The organism is Ectobacillus soli (assembly GCF_042610425.1).
Lineage (GTDB): Bacteria > Bacillota > Bacilli > Bacillales > Bacillaceae_G > Ectobacillus.
Genome location: NZ_JBGJZM010000002.1, coordinates 356,857 through 375,538 on the forward strand (window position 1 = coordinate 356,857; position 18,682 = coordinate 375,538).

General features: G+C 41.8%; 19 protein-coding genes. 3 read left to right on the top strand and 16 right to left on the bottom strand.

The window, feature by feature from the left end:
* The first annotated feature begins 171 nt into the window (after nt 1-171).
* A complete protein-coding gene (locus ACAN53_RS13570) occupies nt 172-1,551 on the top strand; it encodes a sigma-54 interaction domain-containing protein (RefSeq protein ID WP_379970869.1) in 1,380 nt (459 codons plus the stop codon).
* Nucleotides 1,552-1,991: 440 nt separating this feature from the next.
* Here the strand turns inward: ACAN53_RS13570 and ACAN53_RS13575 are convergent, their stop codons facing one another.
* The 3 genes from ACAN53_RS13575 to ACAN53_RS13585 all read right to left on the bottom strand — a co-directional run bounded on the left by ACAN53_RS13575 (nt 1,992) and on the right by ACAN53_RS13585 (nt 4,861).
* Nucleotides 1,992-2,642: a DUF975 family protein gene (locus tag ACAN53_RS13575; RefSeq protein WP_379970652.1), complete on the bottom strand. Its 651-nt coding sequence runs from the start codon at nt 2,640-2,642 to the stop codon at nt 1,992-1,994.
* A 75-nt stretch (nt 2,643-2,717) separates the two neighbouring features.
* Nucleotides 2,718-3,416, bottom strand: coding sequence for a DUF975 family protein (locus ACAN53_RS13580; protein ID WP_379970653.1), 699 nt, complete (start codon nt 3,414-3,416; stop codon nt 2,718-2,720).
* A 260-nt stretch (nt 3,417-3,676) separates the two neighbouring features.
* On the bottom strand, nt 3,677-4,861 hold the full coding sequence (locus ACAN53_RS13585) for an ornithine--oxo-acid transaminase (RefSeq protein WP_379970654.1): 1,185 nt from the start codon (nt 4,859-4,861) through the stop codon (nt 3,677-3,679).
* 362 nt (nt 4,862-5,223) lie between these two features.
* Between ACAN53_RS13585 and ACAN53_RS13590 the strand changes: the two genes are divergently transcribed.
* On the top strand, nt 5,224-5,586 hold the full coding sequence (locus ACAN53_RS13590; RefSeq protein ID WP_379970655.1) for a CidA/LrgA family holin-like protein: 363 nt from the start codon (nt 5,224-5,226) through the stop codon (nt 5,584-5,586).
* Nucleotides 5,586-6,269 carry an LrgB family protein gene (locus ACAN53_RS13595; protein WP_379970656.1) on the top strand — a complete coding sequence of 228 codons (684 nt, stop codon included), beginning with the start codon at nt 5,586-5,588 and terminating at the stop codon, nt 6,267-6,269. The genes ACAN53_RS13590 and ACAN53_RS13595 overlap by 1 nt, the downstream gene beginning before the upstream one ends.
* A 148-nt stretch (nt 6,270-6,417) precedes the next feature.
* On the opposite strand, the gene ACAN53_RS13600 is transcribed toward ACAN53_RS13595, so the two are convergent.
* The 13 genes from ACAN53_RS13600 to glyA form a co-directional block, all read right to left on the bottom strand.
* Nucleotides 6,418-6,819 (bottom strand): F0F1 ATP synthase subunit epsilon, encoded by a 402-nt coding sequence (locus ACAN53_RS13600; RefSeq protein ID WP_379970657.1) that lies wholly within the window; start codon nt 6,817-6,819, stop codon nt 6,418-6,420.
* A 22-nt stretch (nt 6,820-6,841) separates the two neighbouring features.
* Nucleotides 6,842-8,254 carry a F0F1 ATP synthase subunit beta gene (gene atpD, locus ACAN53_RS13605; RefSeq protein WP_379970658.1) on the bottom strand — a complete coding sequence of 471 codons (1,413 nt, stop codon included), beginning with the start codon at nt 8,252-8,254 and terminating at the stop codon, nt 6,842-6,844.
* 84 nt (nt 8,255-8,338) lie between these two features.
* On the bottom strand, nt 8,339-9,196 hold the full coding sequence (gene atpG / locus ACAN53_RS13610) for an ATP synthase F1 subunit gamma (RefSeq protein ID WP_379970659.1): 858 nt from the start codon (nt 9,194-9,196) through the stop codon (nt 8,339-8,341).
* Nucleotides 9,197-9,309: 113 nt separating this feature from the next.
* On the bottom strand, nt 9,310-10,818 hold the full coding sequence (gene atpA, locus ACAN53_RS13615; RefSeq protein ID WP_379970660.1) for a F0F1 ATP synthase subunit alpha: 1,509 nt from the start codon (nt 10,816-10,818) through the stop codon (nt 9,310-9,312).
* An 11-nt stretch (nt 10,819-10,829) separates the two neighbouring features.
* Nucleotides 10,830-11,369 carry a F0F1 ATP synthase subunit delta gene (locus tag ACAN53_RS13620; RefSeq protein WP_379970661.1) on the bottom strand — a complete coding sequence of 180 codons (540 nt, stop codon included), beginning with the start codon at nt 11,367-11,369 and terminating at the stop codon, nt 10,830-10,832.
* Nucleotides 11,366-11,863, bottom strand: a complete 498-nt coding sequence (gene atpF / locus ACAN53_RS13625; protein WP_379970662.1) for a F0F1 ATP synthase subunit B — start codon at nt 11,861-11,863, stop codon at nt 11,366-11,368. Before atpF ends, ACAN53_RS13620 begins: the two co-directional genes overlap by 4 nt.
* Nucleotides 11,864-11,982: 119 nt before the next feature.
* A complete protein-coding gene (gene atpE / locus ACAN53_RS13630; protein ID WP_379970663.1) occupies nt 11,983-12,195 on the bottom strand; it encodes a F0F1 ATP synthase subunit C in 213 nt (70 codons plus the stop codon).
* A 49-nt stretch (nt 12,196-12,244) separates the two neighbouring features.
* The gene (gene atpB / locus ACAN53_RS13635) at nt 12,245-12,967 is read right to left on the bottom strand and encodes a F0F1 ATP synthase subunit A (protein WP_379970664.1); all 723 of its coding nucleotides are present in this window, start codon (nt 12,965-12,967) and stop codon (nt 12,245-12,247) included.
* Nucleotides 12,968-12,974: 7 nt separating this feature from the next.
* Nucleotides 12,975-13,370, bottom strand: a complete 396-nt coding sequence (locus ACAN53_RS13640) for an ATP synthase subunit I (protein ID WP_379970665.1) — start codon at nt 13,368-13,370, stop codon at nt 12,975-12,977.
* On the bottom strand, nt 13,370-13,594 hold the full coding sequence (locus tag ACAN53_RS13645) for an AtpZ/AtpI family protein (protein WP_379970666.1): 225 nt from the start codon (nt 13,592-13,594) through the stop codon (nt 13,370-13,372). The genes ACAN53_RS13640 and ACAN53_RS13645 overlap by 1 nt, the downstream gene beginning before the upstream one ends.
* Before the next feature lie 270 nt (nt 13,595-13,864).
* Nucleotides 13,865-16,027 carry a S8 family serine peptidase gene (locus tag ACAN53_RS13650; protein ID WP_379970667.1) on the bottom strand — a complete coding sequence of 721 codons (2,163 nt, stop codon included), beginning with the start codon at nt 16,025-16,027 and terminating at the stop codon, nt 13,865-13,867.
* A 548-nt stretch (nt 16,028-16,575) separates the two neighbouring features.
* Entirely contained in the window at nt 16,576-17,205 is a 630-nt protein-coding gene (gene upp, locus ACAN53_RS13655; RefSeq protein WP_379970669.1) for a uracil phosphoribosyltransferase, read from the bottom strand.
* Between the two features lie 133 nt (nt 17,206-17,338).
* The gene (gene glyA / locus ACAN53_RS13660; RefSeq protein WP_379970670.1) at nt 17,339-18,580 is read right to left on the bottom strand and encodes a serine hydroxymethyltransferase; all 1,242 of its coding nucleotides are present in this window, start codon (nt 18,578-18,580) and stop codon (nt 17,339-17,341) included.
* Nucleotides 18,581-18,682 lie beyond the last annotated feature (102 nt).

Below are 18,682 nucleotides of genomic sequence, written 5' to 3' on the forward strand. Positions count from 1 at the left end.
CTTCTCTCCTTTTTCTCATGTCTTCTACATTCTTTATATATAGCAAGAAACATGCCAACTTTTTTACGAGAAAAGAAGCGGATCTCCTGCAAAATTTTGCTGCAAAAAAAGCTAGCAGTTGCAAAATATTTTTGCATTCAAATCATTATTTTTATAAAATTAAGATAATTTATAACGGAGGGGATTATCTTGCAAAATCTTGTGGAATCCTTGCATCTGTATGAACATATATGGAATCAGATGGATATCGGGATTCATATTATTGATGCCAAGGGACGGACGGTTGTGTATAACGAAAGGATGGCCGAAATCGAACGGATGAACCCTCAGGATGTGCTGCATAAAAATGTAATGGACGTCTTTTCCTTTCATGACAAGCAAAGCAGCACCTTGCTCGATGCCCTTCATTTCGGAAAAAGCCGAAAGAACAATCGACAGACGTACTACAACCAGCATGGCAAGGAAATCAACACCGTAAATACGACGACTCCCATCATCATAGATGGAACTATTTTAGGAGCTATGGAAATTGTATACGATGTAACACTTCTTAAGCAGCATATTACCGAGGAAATACTTGGTCTACGGGAGCAACATTATACGTTTTCTCGCATTATTGCTATCTCACCTGCCATGGATGCTCTCGTGCAGGAGGCAAGACGAGCCGCTAGGACGAGCTCTTCCATTCTTCTTGTCGGGGAAACCGGCACGGGCAAGGACGTTCTCGCCCAGTGCATTCACAATGAAGGTACGCGCGCCGGAAAGCCGTTCGTTTCTCAAAACTGCGCCGCCATGCCCGAACCGTTAATTGAGAGCATGCTCTTTGGCACGGAAAAGGGGGCTTTCACAGGAGCCATTCAAAAAGCCGGGCTCTTCGAGGAAGCAAATGGGGGCACGCTCCTACTCGATGAAATCAATTCGCTCGCCACTCCCATGCAGGCTAAGCTGCTGCGCGTTATTCAAGAACGATTGGTGCGCCGCGTAGGAGGAAGTCAGGAAAAAAAGGTGAACGTGCGCCTCATGAGCACCATCAACGAAGATCCTATTGAAGCTATTGCTGCAAACCGTTTGCGCAAGGATTTATACTATCGCCTTGGAGTGGTCACGCTCTTCTTGCCGCCGCTCCGCGAACGCCGGGAAGACCTCGATCCTCTTACCGCTCACTTCATACGCATCTATAATGAGCGGTTTCATCTAAAAGTGGTAGACATCGACGAAAGGCTGCGCCGCTGCTTTCACGAATACGACTGGCCCGGCAATGTCCGCGAACTCCAGCATCTCATCGAAGGAGCCATGAATCTCGTCGATAAAGATCCATATATTACGCTATCCCACATGCCTGTCCGCTTTGCAAACTCCTTTCATGCACCGCAAGAAGGAAAGCAATCCCCTTTGAAGCGGAAAATAGAGGAAACGGAAAAGGAGTACCTCATAAGACTACTCAATGAGCAAAACGGAAACATCACGCAAACCGCACAATTACTTGGTATGAGCCGGCAAAGCCTACAATACCGCATTAAAAAATATGAACTCAAAAAGGACATGGACTGAAAAAGGGCATTGGTTACCGCCTCAAGCGAAATTCAAAGGGGCCGGGCTTCTATCCTCTGCTTTGGTTACCGCCTCGAACGAAATTCAAAGTTGCCGGGTCTCAATCCTCTGCTTTGCTTACCGCCTCAAACGAAAATCTAAGGGAACGGGCTTCTATCCTCTACTTTGGTTACCGCCTCAAGCGAAAACCTAAGATACCGGGCTTCAATCCCCTGCTTTGGTTACCGCCTCAAACGAAAATCTAAGGGACCGGGCCTCAATCCTCTGCTTTGGTTACCGTCTCAAGCGAATATCAAAGATGTCGGGCCTCAATCCTCTGTTTGGTTACCGCTTCGAGCGAATATCAAAGGGAACGGGCTTCAAAGTAATCGTATCCATAAAAAAAAAGAGCACTGAAAAAGTCATTCAGTGCCCTCGATAATTTCCCCATGCCCTTTCTATTATGCCACGTCCGACTTTTTCAGATTTTCATAGAAATGAGCAAACGAAACGGATACATAAGGTGTTACCCATAAATTTGCAAGCCCGAGCGTAATTATGCTAAGCAAATACCAGCCGATAAAGCTGAGCAATACAACAAACAACTTCCACTTCTGCCCCTGCATCAGCCGCTTACTCTCCCCAAGTGCACGATTCACCGTAAACTCAGGATGATCAAGCAACACGAAATACGTAAGCGAATACGAAAAGCTTTTAATAATCCCCGGTACAATGAGAAGAACTGACCATAAAAACGTATAAAGCGTTAAGAAAAATACAGTGAGGAACGCCTTCCAAATTTTTGCCCACCCTGCAAAATAGGAGAACAGATCGCCTACCTGTACGTTCTTTCCTTGCGCCAGCCCTAAATAAATTTTAAAAATGCCGAGAACAAGAATGCCCGTTAAGAAAAATGTAGCAAGAACACTAATTAAAGAAAGCACAACCTGCAAAAACGTATCTTGGAACCAATTAGAAAGAATAGCAATAATTCCAGAAATCACATACGAACCAAATGCTGAAGCCAAGATATACAAAAATGTGCTACCTACTGCAAATCCCCATTTTCCTTTTAACGATGTAAGCGCTTTTTTCTTTAACTCACTTGTCATACCTTACCCCCTCTTCTAAGATGCATGTGAAGCAGTACATTCTATGAAGAAAAAGGGGTAAATATTCTCGTTCTGTTATGCAGCAATCACTTGTTTTTCATCCGAAACCTTATCGTAAAAATGAGCAAATGTAACCGCCCAATACGGAGTCGTCCATAGCTGTGAAATGCTGAATGTTATGGCACTCAGTAAAAACCAGCCAATAAAGCTTAATCCAAGCACAAACAAGTTCCATTTGTTTCCGTCCATCAAGCGTTTACTTTCTGCAATGGCTTCATGAACTGTATACTCAGGATGATCAAGTAACACGAAATACGTAAGCGAATATGATAATGCTTTGATAATGCCCGGAATCACAAGCAGCAGCGACCATAACATCGTATACAACGAAACAAAAAACGTCACTTTAAAAGCCGTCACCATCTTCTGCCAACCTGCAAAAAACGAAAAGAAATCATCAAACTTTCCTTCATTTCCCCGCGAAACAGCCAAACAAACTTTATACCCACCTAACGTAAGAACACCCGAAATAGACGTCAGAGCGACAAACATCACAACAAATAATAAGCCGAAAAGAAGACCCCCACCTGCCGAAATTGATTCTTTTTCTCCCATAAATAGAACTACAACCGGAATATACAGAACAGACATCACCATGGAAATGATATACGAAGCAACACCAGATAAAACAAAATATAAAAACGTAAGCCCCACAGCAAATCCCCATTTACCCGACAATGAAGCTAGCGCCCGTTTCTTCAACTCACCTGTCATCATAATCCTCCTAATTTATATGAATATTTAACCAATAATGGCAGATTCATTTTAACATAGGAAAATCAGAAAACTCCTATCTTCACAAATAATTCATACAGCTTTATATATAAATACCCGGCATTTACAAAAACTTTGTTTGTGAATATTTTCACTTATTTAGAAGGATTCTGCCTCTAGCAAACACATCCAGCTCCTACCCTCTAAATATGCAATAAAACCAATCACCTACATCTCTGTAAGCAATCGGTTTCTGTCCCTTACAAGACTTCTTTTATTTTCGTGATTGCCCATTTTAGTTCGTCTTCCGTAATAACGAGAGGCGGCGCAAAACGGATAATCGTTTCGTGCGTTTCTTTACAAAGCAGGCCTACTTCCTTTAGCTTCTCACAGTATGGTCTCGCCTCTCGATCTAATTCTACTCCAATAAATAGACCTTTCCCGCGAACCTCCCGAATGATTGGATTTTCAATGGTTCGAAGTTGCTGTCTAAACCATTTTCCAAGCATATAAGAGCGCTCCGCTAATTTCTCCTCCTCCAATACGTCAAGTGATGCGACGGATACAGCAGCTGCTAGCGGATTTCCGCCAAACGTAGAACCGTGCGAGCCCGGATTCAGTACACCTAACACATCACGATTACTTGCCACACATGAAATAGGTATAACGCCGCCGCCAAGTGCTTTTCCTAAAATATATACATCTGGTACAACATGTTCATAATCGCAAGCAAATGTTTTTCCAGTACGACATAGCCCGGTTTGAATTTCGTCCGCGATAAACAATACATTGTGACGATGACAAAGCTCGTAGGCTTCCTTTAAAAATCCTTCAGGTGGAAGGACAATGCCCGCTTCTCCTTGAATCGGTTCTACTAAAAATGCTGCCGTACTAGATGTAATGGCTGCTTCTAAGGCTGCTAGATTGCCATAAGGAATAATCGTGATTCCTGGAAGAAAGGGCCCAAAGCCTCGCTTATATTCCTCTTCTGTAGATAACGAGATCGCACCCAGTGTTCGTCCGTGAAAGTTCCCTTCACACACAATAATTGTCGCCGCATTTTCGTCCACCCCTTTTACCTCATACGCCCAGCGACGGGCTGTCTTTAATGCCGTTTCAACTGCCTCCGCACCTGTATTCATCGGAAGTACCATCTCTTTGTTTGTAAGCCGTGCTACTTTTTCAAAAAATAACCCAAGCTGATCATTATAGAAAGCACGCGAAGTAAGTGTCACCTTATCTGCTTGCTCCTTTAGCGCAGCAATAATTTTCGGATGCCGGTGGCCTTGATTTACTGCAGAATAGCCACTTAGCATATCCATATATTTTGTACCTTCCGGATCGTATACCCACACTCCTTCTGCCTTAGCAATCACAACGGGTAATGGATTGTAGTTATTGGCACCATATCGATTTGATTTTTCTATGCTTGTTTCTGTATTCATTATCAGTCGCTCCTTTTCTAGTTTTCTTCCGTACTATTTATAACGCAAAAATGGAAAATGATTTCGCAGATTAGGTTTGTAAAATTAAGTACAAATCGAGACGGAGGAGATGATATGTTGATGTAGAATCTTACAAATCATTAGCAATGTATGTGAAACATTAAATCGATATGCAAGTAAACCACGGCTAGGCGGCTTATTTTTACTATTCTACAATATCATTATAAGTGATGGAAATTTTTACTTAGTTATACCATTGAAGTTATAATAAATACAGCGAATGAGGATGGAATAGGTAATGCAATTTGGATATACGACAATTAAGCTACTTTATTAAAGTAGCGAGACAAAGGAGCACATAGATGAAAATAGTAAATGGTATATGGCAAGTTTCAATATTTATCCTGTTTTACATAGTGGGAAACTTTATTTCAAAGCAGTTTCATCTATCTATTCCTGGAAGTCTCATTGGACTGCTTTTGCTCTTTCTTTTATTACAGATGAATGTAATAAAAATGAAGTGGGTGGAGCAAGGGGCAAATTGGCTCTTAGCAGAATTACTCCTCTTTTTTATTCCTTCCGCTATAGGAGTCATTCAGTATAAACAATTATTGCTGTCACAGGGATTGCAATTGTTTTTCATTATTATTCTGAGTACTGCAATCGTTATGATCTGTACAGGTCTCTTTTCAGAACATCTATCTAAGCATAGGAGGAAATCATAATGTTTTTAGCCATTTGCTGTTTGCTTGTTACCCTTTTACTATTTTATACGAGCAAAAAAATGTATAAGAAATGGAACTTTATTTTTCTAAATCCACTTTTAGTTGTCCCTATTCTTATCATTGTGCTTCTAAGCATTAGCAACGTTCCTTATCAAACCTATGCGCTAGGAACAAAGTATGTGACTGACTTATTAGGTCCAGCGACTGTAGCCTTTGCCATTCCTTTGTACAAATATGCAAATATCATAAAGGCACATGTAGTCGAAATCATAGGAGGGACATTTATTGGATCTGTCGTAGCGGCTCTCTCTTCCTTCGTGCTTGCTGTTTTTTTTCATATCAGTGCTTCTATCGTAGACAGCTTGCTACCACGTTCCGTTACTACTCCGATTGCCATGAATATTTCACAAATGCTTGGTGGTATCCCACCCATGACAGCTGTGTTTGTCATTATAACCGGACTAACTGGTGCCATGATTGGTCCCATTCTAATTCGGATGTTCGCCATTCAAACGTCATTAGCAAAGGGGCTTATGCTAGGAATGGGTGCCCACGGAGCAGGAACATCTCAGGCATTTCATATCGGCGAATTAGAAGGAACTTATGCGAGTATCGGTATGATTATTGCATCGGGTAATACAATGATTCTTTCTTATACCTTTCTTCCTTATTTACAAGTATAGCTTTATGCTTGGCTTCTTAAAGGGAATGGCTGTATTCCTTTTTGAGGATTGTTTTTTTCATACTGTAGTTGCTTGCAGAAGCTCCAATCTAAAATGTACTCATAAAAAAAGAAGCATGCCAAGGCATGCTTCTTTTTCTAACCAACAATTATTGCATTTTCGAAACGTTCAGACGGTTGATTGCACGTTGTAAGGCAAGTTCTGCACGTTGGAAATCCAGGGCAGTTTGTTTGTCTTGCAGGCGACGTTCGGCACGGCGTAGTGCTTCGTTCGCACGAGCAATGTCAATGTGAGAGGCTTCTTCCGCAGATGGCGCAAGAATTGTCACTTTGTCTGGACGAATTTCGATAAATCCGCCTCCAGCTGCTACATAATCCGTTTTGTTACCTTTTTTAAGGCGTATCGGACTAATTTGGAGAGGAGCCACAGTTGTTACGTGACCAGGCAAAATACCCATTTCTCCGCTCACAGCTTTTACGCTGACCATATCTACGTCTTGTTCGTATACCGGTCCGTCAGGAGTTACAATACTGACTTGAATTGTCTTCATGATTCGTCCCTCCTAGACCCTTTTATACTAGAGTTTTTGCTTTCTCAACTACTTCTTCAATGCGACCAACTAAGCGGAAAGCATCTTCTGGAAGATCATCATATTTACCTTCTAAGATCTCTTTAAATCCTTGTACTGTTTCTTTTACAGGAACATAAGAACCCTTTTGACCTGTAAATTGTTCAGCAACGTGGAAGTTTTGAGATAAGAAGAATTGAACACGACGAGCACGGTGTACAACTAGCTTATCATCTTCAGACAATTCATCCATACCTAGAATTGCGATAATATCTTGTAATTCTTTGTAACGTTGCAATGTTTGTTGAATTTGACGAGCAATTTGATAGTGCTCTTCTCCAACGATTTCAGGTGCTAATGCACGTGAAGTTGAAGCAAGTGGGTCAACCGCAGGGTAAATACCCATTTGAGTTAAACGACGTTCAAGGTTTGTTGTTGCATCTAAGTGAGCAAATGTTGTTGCTGGAGCCGGGTCAGTATAGTCATCGGCAGGTACATATACAGCTTGGATTGAAGTGATTGATCCTTTGTTTGTAGATGTAATACGTTCTTGTAATTGACCCATTTCCGTAGCTAGTGTAGGTTGGTAACCTACTGCTGAAGGCATACGACCTAGTAAGGCAGATACTTCAGAACCAGCTTGTGTAAAGCGGAAGATGTTATCGATGAATAGAAGCACGTCTTGTCCTTGTTCATCACGGAAATATTCAGCCATTGTAAGACCAGTCAATGCTACACGTTGACGAGCACCTGGTGGTTCATTCATTTGTCCGAATACCATTGCAGTTTTCTTAATAACGCCTGAATCGCTCATTTCAAAGTAAAGGTCGTTCCCTTCACGAGTACGTTCCCCTACACCGGCGAATACAGAAATACCACCGTGTTCTTGAGCAATGTTATGAATTAATTCTTGGATTAATACTGTTTTACCTACGCCGGCACCACCGAATAGTCCAACCTTACCACCTTTGATGTAAGGAGCAAGTAAGTCAACTACTTTAATTCCTGTTTCAAGAATTTCAACTTTAGTTGAAAGTTCATCAAACTTAGGAGCAGCACGGTGAATTGGGTCACGGCGAACAGAATCGTCGAGTTTTTCGTCTAAGTCGATGGAGTCACCAAGTACGTTGAATACACGTCCAAGTGTTACATCCCCAACTGGAACAGAGATTGGTTTACCAGTGTCAACAGCATCCATGCCACGTACAAGGCCGTCTGTAGAAGACATGGCAACTGTACGAACTGAATCATCACCTAAATGCAATGCAACCTCTAATGTTAGGTCGATTGTTGTTTCATGATCATTTTTAGCTACATATGATACTTTAAGGGCGTTGTAGATTGCAGGAAGATGTCCGTCTTCGAACTTTACGTCTACAACCGGACCCATTATTGCTGTAATGCGTCCTATACTCATGGGTTTCCCTCCTAATTATATAATCCACGTGTGAGGATAGACATGCCGCTAAAGGAGTTAGAAACTCCTTTAGCAAATCTCTACCTATTCGAGTGCAGCTGCACCACCAACGATTTCCGTAATTTCTTGCGTAATCGCTGCTTGACGAGCGCGGTTATATGAAAGTGTAAGTGTTCCAATAATGTCTTTTGCATTGTCTGTTGCACTCTTCATTGCTGTCATACGTGCTGCGTGCTCGCTTGCTTTACCGTCCAGCAAGGCACCGAAAATTAAACTTTCCGCGTATTGTGGCAATAATACTTTAAGAATTTCTTCTTCTGAAGGTTCGAATTCATAAAGCGTTGAAGTCTTGCTTGCTTGTACATCCGTTAAAGGTAAAAGCTTCTTCGATTGTACTTCTTGTTGCATTTTGGTGATGAAATGGTTGAAATAGATATACAATTCATCAAATTCACCATTGGAGAACTTTTCAACAGAGCTAGCAGCAATATCCTTAATGTCGGCAAATACAGGTTGATCCGAAATGCCAGTAACGTCATCAATGATATTAAAGCCGCGACGTTTTAAATAATCACGACCAACACGACCTAGTGCAATAATGCCATACTGACTAGCATCCATGTTGTGGCGTTCTTCTATTTCCTTACTAACAACACGTAAAACATTACTGTTATACGCACCAGCTAAACCACGGTCAGACGTAATGACGATATAACCAGTACGTTTAACAGGACGAGATACGAGCATAGGATGGTTAACACCACTACCACTCGATACATCAGCAATAACCTCTTGAATTTTGTTTACGTAAGGAGCGAATGCTTTCGCATTTTGCTCAGCACGACTTAATTTAGAGGCAGAAACCATTTGCATTGCCTTTGTAATATGACTCGTTTTCTTCGTGGAAGTAATTTTCGATTTAATATCGCGTAAAGATACCACAGGTTCTCACCACCTTTTTGTCCAAAATAGGCATGACGGAAGAATCGACCTGTCCGATATCCTCCCTTTGCTTATCACTTGAAAGCCGGCAAAAAAGGCCGGCCCTCTTTTTATTATTCAGAAACAACGAATGTTTTCTTAAAGTCGTTAATTGCAGATGCCATTGTATCGTCAGCTAATAGCTTTTTCGTCTTAACAAGTTCTGCAAGAACTTCTGGACGGTTAGAATCTAACCAGCTATTCATTTCGCTTTCGAAGCGTTGGATGTCAGATACAGGAATATCATCTAAGAATCCACGTGTTAGTGCATAAAGGATCATAACTTGCTTTTCAACCTTAAGCGGTTTGTGCAAATCTTGCTTTAACACTTCTACTGTACGAGCACCACGGTTTAACTTGTTTTGTGTAGCTTTATCAAGGTCAGAACCGAATTGTGCGAATGCTTCTAGTTCGCGGTAAGAAGCAAGGTCTAGACGAAGTGTACCAGCAACTTTACTCATCGCTTTAATTTGAGCAGCGCCCCCTACACGGGATACAGATGTACCAGCATCGATAGCTGGACGAATACCTGAGAAGAACAAGTCAGATTGCAAGAAGATTTGTCCATCTGTAATAGAAATTACGTTTGTAGGGATGTATGCAGAAACGTCCCCAGCTTGTGTTTCGATGAAAGGAAGAGCAGTGATAGAACCGCCGCCTTTTGCATCACTTAATTTTGCAGCACGTTCTAGTAAGCGAGAATGCAAGTAGAAAACATCCCCTGGATATGCTTCACGACCTGGCGGACGACGAAGTAACAAGGAAAGTTCACGGTATGCAGAAGCTTGCTTCGTTAAATCATCATAGATGATTAGTACGTGCTTACCATTGTACATAAACTCTTCACCCATAGATACACCAGCATAAGGAGCTAAGAATAGCATTGGAGCTGGTTGAGATGCAGATGCAGTTACAACGATTGTGTATTCTAAAGCACCAAATTTACGAAGTGTTTCTACAACGTTACGAACCGTAGATTCTTTTTGACCGATTGCAACGTAGATACAAATCATATCTTGGTCTTTTTGGTTAATAATCGTATCAAGAGCGATCGCAGTTTTACCAGTTTGACGGTCACCGATGATTAACTCACGTTGTCCACGACCGATTGGTACAAGAGCGTCAATTGCTTTAATACCAGTTTGAAGTGGTTGGTTAACTGATTTACGATCCATTACGCCTGGAGCTTTATTTTCGATTGGACGAGTTTTTGTAGTAGCAATTGGGCCTAAACCGTCTACTGGTTGTCCCAATGGATTTACTACACGACCAATTAATTCTTCCCCAACTGGAACTTGCATGATGCGTCCAGTACGACGAACTTCGTCACCTTCACGAATGCCCGTATATGGTCCAAGAATGATGATACCAACGTTACTTTCTTCCAAGTTTTGCGCTAGTCCAATAACTCCGTTAGAGAACTCAACAAGTTCTCCCGCCATTACGTTATCAAGACCATGAGCACGTGCGATACCATCACCTACTTGGATGACTGTACCAACATCACTAACTTCGATTTCTGACTGATAGTTTTCAATCTGCTGTTTTATCAGTGCACTGATTTCTTCAGCTTTGATGCTCATGCGTTTCACCCCTATCTATTGTTCAAAAGTGTGCGTTCAATACGCGTTAATTTTCCTTTTAAGCTACCATCGTAAATACGGTTGCCGATGCGGACTTTAATGCCGCCAAGCAAACTATCGTCGACAATATTTTGAATACGAATTGCATCTTTTCCGCTCATTTTAGCAAAGCTTTCGGCTACGCCTACTTTTTCTGCTTCTGTTAACGGACGAATGGAGTAAACAAGGGCATCTGCCACATTGCGTTCTTCATTCGCTAGTGCGAAGAAAGCGTCTGCCATATCGGCAACGATTTCTTCACGATGATTGTCGATCAAAATATATAATGTGTTTAAAATTTGTTGTGAAACAGAAGTAAAGGCTTGGCTTAACAACGCTTTCTTCTTTTCACTAGAAATGTTTGGTTGTTGTAAAAACAAGGCAAGATCACTTGTTTCAAACACTTGCTTAATAGATCGTATTTCTTCTTCGAACGTTTCAAGCAACTGTTGTTCTTTTGCAATTTTAAAAAGAGCGACTGCATAACGTTTGGCAACTAGCTCCATACTCATCGTACTTCTCCTACTTCGTTCATGTAGTCACGAATAAGTTTGGCTTGGTCTTCTTCTTTCAGTTCTTTTTCAATTACTTTAGAAGCAATTAGAACAGATAGAGACGCCACTTGTTCTTGCAATGCAGCAATTGCATGTTCTTTTTCACGCTTAATTTCACTGAGTGCAGCATCTTTAATTGTTTCTGCTTCTGCCTTCGCAGCAACAACTATGCCTTCTCTTTGTTCTTCCGCTTGCTTTTTCGCTCTTTCGATTAACTCCTGTGCTTCTATTTTCGATTGCTTCATGAACTCACGTTGTTCTGCAACCAATTTCTTGGATTCAGAATTGTTTTGTTCAGCAGCTTCAAGTTCGCTCGCAATATGTTCTTCACGTTGTTTCATAATGTTCATCAACGGACCGAAAGCATATTTACGAAGCAATGCTAATAGAATTAGGAAAATTACCAATTGATATATCATCGTTCCATACGGAATGGCAGCCCCTAAAAGCATTAGGATTCACTCCCTTCAATAGTTTCGCCTACAAAAAAAGACTGAATTTTTTCATCATAAAGCAATGGCGAAGAAGTTCATAAAACGATCTTCGCCATTAGTTGGTAGGGGATCATCCCTTATTTGTTAAGAACCATAAATGCGATAACTACTGCGATGATTGGAAGGGCTTCAACTAATGCAACCCCGATGAACATGATTGTTTGAAGAACCCCGCGTAATTCTGGTTGACGAGCAGTACCCTCAACTGTACGAGATACGATTAAACCGTTACCGATACCAGCACCAAGTGCCGCTAGACCAATTGCAATTGCAGCTGCGATTAAATTCATTTTAAATGTCCTCCTTTTAAATTATAAATATATAATGTAATGCAATTTATTAATGTTCATGACTGATTTTATGAGCCATATACACCATAGTTAACATTGTGAAAATGAACGCTTGGATGGAGCCTACAAAAATACTGAAACCTTGCCATGCAAGCATTGCTACACCGCCACCCACAGCTCCTAACACACTGCTTGTACCTAACCCCGCTAATAACGTTAACAAAATTTCACCTGCGTAAATGTTACCGAATAGCCGAAGACCAAGAGTTAGTGTGTTTGCGAACTCTTCAATTATTTTTAAAGGTAGTAGCCACCAAATTGGTTGCAAGAACGTATCTTTAAAATATTGACGAGCTCCCTTCAACTTTATTCCATAAAAATGAGTGAGGGTAACTACCATCACGGCTAATGTAAGCGTAATAGCTGGGTCAGATGTTGGGGATTTCCACCATGTAACCGTTTCTTCTCCTCCATGAACTGAAACCAAAAATGGTAGTCCGAGCATGTTAGCAACAAAGATATACATGATTAAAGTGACCCCTAACGTTAAGAAGCGGCCTCCTGTTTGCCAATCCATATTGCTATTAATGATATTCTTTACAAAGTCAAAAACCCACTCCATAAAATTCTGAATACCTGTTGGGCGGAGAGCCAATGTGCGTGTAGCCAATACAGCGATCAAGAACACAATAAGTGCTGCAACAGTTGTCATTAAAACGCTGGACAAGTCAAACGTTAAGCCCAAAAACTCAACTAATTTACCGTGTTCCACTAGTAATTCACCTCTCTTCCCTGCCGGTATACTGTAAGTATAAAAAATCTATGATCATGACAAGATACCCCGTCAATAATCCAAGTCCGATGGCCCACGCTTCTACTAAATCTTTATACCGAAAGGCAAAAATGATTAGTAATCCAATCGTTGCTAAGCGTGAGTATGTACTAACTGCAGTTGCTTTAAAGCGCACTTTTGTATCGCCTTTTACAACCCTGTCAAGTAACTTGTCCGTCTTAAACGCAACAAGACGCAGGCTTAAAAAGCCCACAATTGAGCCCATCATCAGTCCAATAAAGGCCTTATGATACGGCGTGACCCCATAGCCTAAAACGAAAACGGCTAGAGTGTAAAATAAATATTTTGTTTGTCTGCGAACCAGCACATGCATATCAACCATTATTCGTCTCCTGCGTAAAATTGTGAAATGAGTTTCGTCATTGCGTACACACCTGCCCCTAAACCGAGCAACAGCCCAATAATAAGGAATAATGGAAATGTACCAAACAAACTGTCGAGCCATTTACCGCCGAAAATTCCCACTAAAATGGATCCCGCAAGTGAAGAAAGAACACCAGTCATAAGAGCATAAGCTTTCATCGGATTTTTATTATTTCCTTGCAAGCGTTCATCCCTCCAGACGGATATGAGGAAATCATGTGGAAGCAAATGCGTTGAGATAATCGTAACTCATTTTTCGGGAGAATAGTTGAAAAAAATCGAATCATTATGGTTTTTGTCAATAAACAGTCAAAAACATGTCACTGTAAGCCCTATCATTTATCCCATTGTTAGCATACAATAGTGTGTTTAATAGTGTCAACGACTAAAAGCAAAAAAACAAAAAAACTTAATGCCCATATATTACCCAATTTTCATATTTATTACACAATTCTAAAAGTTAAGAGTCCTCTCTATTGTATCTTCTTTCCTACCTTTTTTAGCAAAAATAAGAGCTTTGTATGTACCTTTTATCTGCTCTTTTACAACTATAACACGATGTTGCATCCCATTTGTCACATTTTGACGGAATTCAATAAAATCCACATAATGAAATGTGACAGGATTATACAAAACAATTCCCATCTCATCGGCACCGCCCGGCAAATACATACTATATTTATACGTATTCGGTGCATCGCCCTTTGCAAATTGAAATCCCATAATGCGCGGATAGTTCGGCTCTTCTACAAAAAACATATATGGCACTGCTATGCGATGTACTCCCGCCGTCACATGCACATAGCCTTCATGCAATCCCTTTTCTAAAAAAGAGGGAGTAAGCAAGGCTTCTATCATCACTTGCTTTGTTTCATGAGGCTTTACATACAAAGTATGCGGTATTTTCCATTGTATGCCAGAGATAAAGGACGGCGTAGAAAAGATAACCCTCTGTTCCTTCTCACTTACATTATCGATTGTTACCATCTGTTTTCGCGATACCGGGCTATTTTTTTTCAAAACGAGTCCAAGTGGAATCGAAGCAGGATAGAGGAGGGTTTCCATATGGAGTGCTGCCCCGAGCTGTATGCGGCCGGTACCTTGCTCATATACATGGTACAAGGCATCGTTTTTATAAAGGAGCTTCGCACTATTCATAAGAGCAGCCTTTATCCGCTCTGGCTTCCATGTAGGATGCGCCTGCTTTAGAAGTGCAGCAGCGCCTGCCACATGCGGAGCAGCCATGCTCGTTCCTGCTTGCGATTTGTAGCCGCCCGGGATTGTGCTCGTAATGCCGACGCCCGGTGCAACGACGTCAGGCTTAATGCCCCACGTCACCGTAACAGGGCCCCGCGAGCTAAACGGGGCAATCGTATCCTTTTCCTTTTTCACAGTCGTACGAAACAAAGGAGAGGGCTGACGTCGCAACCATTCTCCGTCGTCGCCGGAAATGGCCGCGCATGGAATGTGCACACCTTTTACTACACCGAAAAACAACTCAGGCGAGTTATTGTAAATGAGTACACCCGACGCCCCTGCTTCCTCTGCATACTTCACTTTTTCCGAAAAGGTTAGGTCCCCGCGTTCTACAAGAACGACCTTTCCTGTTACGTGCTTCATATCCTCTTTTTTCCCCATACCTGCATAGACAAAACTTGCTTGCTGCAGTGACCATGGCGGAGATCCCTCAAATAAACTGAGCCGCACCTCTCTGCCACTCGTTTTCAAATAAGGGATGGAGATTTCTGAGGTAGAGGCTCCGACCGAAATAGAGTCCTCTGCTGCCCCTGGGGAGCCGACTGTCCATAAAGCAGGCCCCGAATTACCGGAGGCAGTAACGGCCACAATTCCACGCGCTGTAGCGCGGTTTAAAGCCCTGCTCGTCGGCCAGTCCGGACCATTCACATCATTACCGAGCGATAGATTTAATATATCCACCTTATCCTCTATTGCTTTTTCAATCGCAGCAAGTACCGTTTCCGTCGAGCCGCGTCCACCTGGACCAAGCGCCCGGTACGCATAAATCTCGGCATCTGGCGCAACGCCTCGGAACCTTCCATTTGCAGCAATAATACCAGCCACATGCGAGCCATGTGAGGTCGCTCCCTTACTCTTCGCCTCCATCGGGTCATTATCCCCGTCGATGGCATCAAACCCACCCTTATAATTTCGGCGCAAATCTGGATGAGTATAATCAATACCGGTATCAATAATGCCAATCTTCACACCTTTTCCCGTAAGCCGGGCCCCGGTAGAATCAAAGTATGAGCGCGCCTCATGTCCGCCAATAAACGGAACGCTCTCGCTCACATCCATCGTATAAGTCGACGCAGGGGTCACGCGAATGACCCCAGGAATCTTTTGCAATCCCGCTGCAGCACTGCGTTTCCCCCGCACACTCATTCCGGACATTGCAGTTTTGTAAATGTGCCGCACCGTAACATCTGGATATTGCTTTTGAATCATTAGTTCTACTGCCTCTACTGTAGACGGCTCTACTTCCAAAATGGAAATCTCCCACTCATCCAAATAGCGAAGCGGAGCAGATGGCCGCTCTGGAAACGACTGAGCACCAGCTGCAAACAAGCACATTAGCATAATACCAATACGAAACACAGGCATCCCTCCCACTTCGTAGCTTGCGCAATAGGAGAGGAGATATACAACAGAAAAATAGATGAATTTTTCTTAATCTTTATTTTTTGAAAGTAACAAATAATCCGAAGAGGTGGAGATAACCAAGAAGCCATGCCCCTCCAGATAAAAATGAGCCAGATATGTATAGAATTGATCCGAAATGAGAGGGAATTGATCCAAAATGAGTAACAAATAAGCCGAAGAGGTGGAGATAACCAAAAAGCCATGCCTCTCCAGATAAAAATGATCCAGATATGTACAGAATTGATCCGAAACAATAGGGAATTGATCCAAAATGAGTAACAAATAAGCCGAAGAGGTAGAGATAGTCAAGAAGCCATACTCCTCCAGATAAAAATGAGCCAGATATGCATAGAATTGATCCAAACCGTGAGGGAATTGATCCAAAATGAGTTACAAATGATCCGAAGAGGTAGATAAGACAATTTTTTGTGCTTATTTTTAGAAACTAAGAAAGGCTGTCCACTAGTCATGTTTCAATGACTTTTGGGACAGCCTCCTTTTCTTTATTTTGTTCCGAATAAACGGTCTCCTGCGTCTCCTAAGCCTGGAACGATGTAGCCATGATCATTTAGCTTTTCATCCAGTGCTGCAACGTAGATGTCAACGTCAGGATGCTGAGTTTGTACAAACTCTACACCAACTGGTGCTGCACAAATACACATCAGTTTAATATTCTTTGCTCCGCGTTTCTTCAACGAATTAATAGCCTCTGATGCAGAACCACCTGTTGCAAGCATCGGATCCACTACGATGAAATCGCGCTCGTTTATATCGGATGGAAGTTTTACATAATATTCAACCGGTTGCAATGTTTCTGGGTCACGATATAGACCAATGTGACCAACTTTAGCAGCCGGAATCAATTTTAAAACTCCATCCACCATACCAAGACCTGCACGAAGGATTGGAATGATTCCTAATTTTTTACCAGAAAGTACCTTTGTCTTCGCTACACTTACCGGCGTTTCAATTTCAATTTCTTCAAGCGGTAGATCGCGTGTAATTTCAAAAGCCATTAAGCTTGCTACTTCATCTACTAATTCACGGAATTCTTTCGTACCCGTATTCTTATCGCGGATATATGTTAGCTTATGTTGAATTAAAGGATGATCAAATACATATAGTTTTCCCATGGAACTCTCTCCTTTGAATGGGGTTAAAATTGCACCATTTACGATTGTATAGAAAACGGAATTATTATTCAAGGGCTAAACACAAAAAGGACCGTTACAAGTATATTGTAACGGTCCTTTCGTATTTATTTTCTTACAATTCTTTGTACATTGGGAAACGATCTGTAAGAGTTTGAACGCGTTGCTTCGCCTCTGCTAATGCTGCTTCATTTTCATGATTTTTCAATGTGAATGCAATAAGAGATGCAATTTCGTCCATTTCTTCAAGACCAAAGCCGCGAGTCGTAACCGCTGCTGTACCAATGCGGATACCGCTCGTTACGAATGGGCTTGCTGGATCGTAAGGAATCGTATTTTTATTAACAGTAATGCCGACTTCATCAAGAACGTGCTCAGCAAGTTTACCTGTAATTTCAAGGTTACGAACGTCGATAAGTAGTAAATGGTTGTCCGTTCCGCCAGAAACAAGTGTTAAGCCTTCTTTTTGTAAGCCTTCAGCTAGACGCTGTGCATTTGCAATGATGTTTGCTGCATACTCTTTAAATTCATCTTGAAGTGCTTCGCCAAATGCAACGGCTTTCCCTGCGATAACGTGCATAAGCGGACCACCTTGAATACCAGGGAAGATCGATTTATCAATTTTCTTACCGAATTCTTCGCTTGTCAAAATCATACCGCCGCGAGGTCCGCGTAATGTTTTATGTGTTGTTGTTGTAACAAAGTGTGCGTAAGGGACTGGACTTGGGTGTAATCCTGCTGCTACAAGGCCTGCGATGTGTGCCATATCGACCATAAGGTATGCGCCTACGCTATCAGCAATTTCACGGAATTTCTTGAAGTCAATCACACGTGGATATGCGCTTGCACCAGCTACGATAAGCTTCGGCTTATGTTCTTTAGCCTTTGCCAATACATCGTCATAGTCAATATATTGTGTTGCTTCGTCTACGCCGTATTCAACGAAGTTATATTGCACACCACTAAAGTTAACAGGACTACCATGCGTTAAGTGGCCACCGTGAGATAAGTTCATACCAAGAACCGTATCGCCAGCATTTAGAATGGTGAAGTAAACCGCCATGTTTGCTTGGGCGCCAGAGTGTGGTTGAACGTTAACATGCTCTGCACCGAAGATTTCTTTCGCGCGATCTCTTGCAATATCTTCAACAATGTCAACATATTCGCAACCGCCATAATAACGTTTGCCTGGATAGCCTTCTGCATATTTGTTTGTTAAAACAGAACCTTGTGCTTCCATAACCGCTTCACTTACGAAGTTTTCAGACGCAATCAATTCAATTTTCGAACGTTGTCTCCCTAATTCTAATTGAATTGCTTCATACACCTTTTCATCTTGCAGCTTAACATGATTCATGTGAATCCCCCTTTTTTCTTGACGAACTACGTTGCACAGCTTTGAAACATTGGCATTTATATAGAAAATACGAATGTTGTTTTAGTAATTCGTTCTAATATT

Coding starts and splice junctions, on each gene's coding strand:
- ACAN53_RS13575 (WP_379970652.1), bottom strand. CDS start 2,642: ATGACAAGTGAGTTAAAGAAAAAAGCGCTTACATCGTTAAAAGGAAAA.
- ACAN53_RS13580 (WP_379970653.1), bottom strand. CDS start 3,416: ATGACAGGTGAGTTGAAGAAACGGGCGCTAGCTTCATTGTCGGGTAAA.
- ACAN53_RS13585 (WP_379970654.1), bottom strand. CDS start 4,861: ATGAATACAGAAACAAGCATAGAAAAATCAAATCGATATGGTGCCAAT.
- ACAN53_RS13590 (WP_379970655.1), top strand. CDS start 5,224: ATGAAAATAGTAAATGGTATATGGCAAGTTTCAATATTTATCCTGTTT.
- ACAN53_RS13595 (WP_379970656.1), top strand. CDS start 5,586: ATGTTTTTAGCCATTTGCTGTTTGCTTGTTACCCTTTTACTATTTTAT.
- ACAN53_RS13600 (WP_379970657.1), bottom strand. CDS start 6,819: ATGAAGACAATTCAAGTCAGTATTGTAACTCCTGACGGACCGGTATAC.
- atpD (WP_379970658.1), bottom strand. CDS start 8,254: ATGAGTATAGGACGCATTACAGCAATAATGGGTCCGGTTGTAGACGTA.
- atpA (WP_379970660.1), bottom strand. CDS start 10,818: ATGAGCATCAAAGCTGAAGAAATCAGTGCACTGATAAAACAGCAGATT.
- ACAN53_RS13620 (WP_379970661.1), bottom strand. CDS start 11,369: ATGAGTATGGAGCTAGTTGCCAAACGTTATGCAGTCGCTCTTTTTAAA.
- atpF (WP_379970662.1), bottom strand. CDS start 11,863: ATGCTTTTAGGGGCTGCCATTCCGTATGGAACGATGATATATCAATTG.
- atpE (WP_379970663.1), bottom strand. CDS start 12,195: ATGAATTTAATCGCAGCTGCAATTGCAATTGGTCTAGCGGCACTTGGT.
- ACAN53_RS13640 (WP_379970665.1), bottom strand. CDS start 13,370: ATGGTTGATATGCATGTGCTGGTTCGCAGACAAACAAAATATTTATTT.
- upp (WP_379970669.1), bottom strand. CDS start 17,205: ATGGGAAAACTATATGTATTTGATCATCCTTTAATTCAACATAAGCTA.
- glyA (WP_379970670.1), bottom strand. CDS start 18,580: ATGAATCATGTTAAGCTGCAAGATGAAAAGGTGTATGAAGCAATTCAA.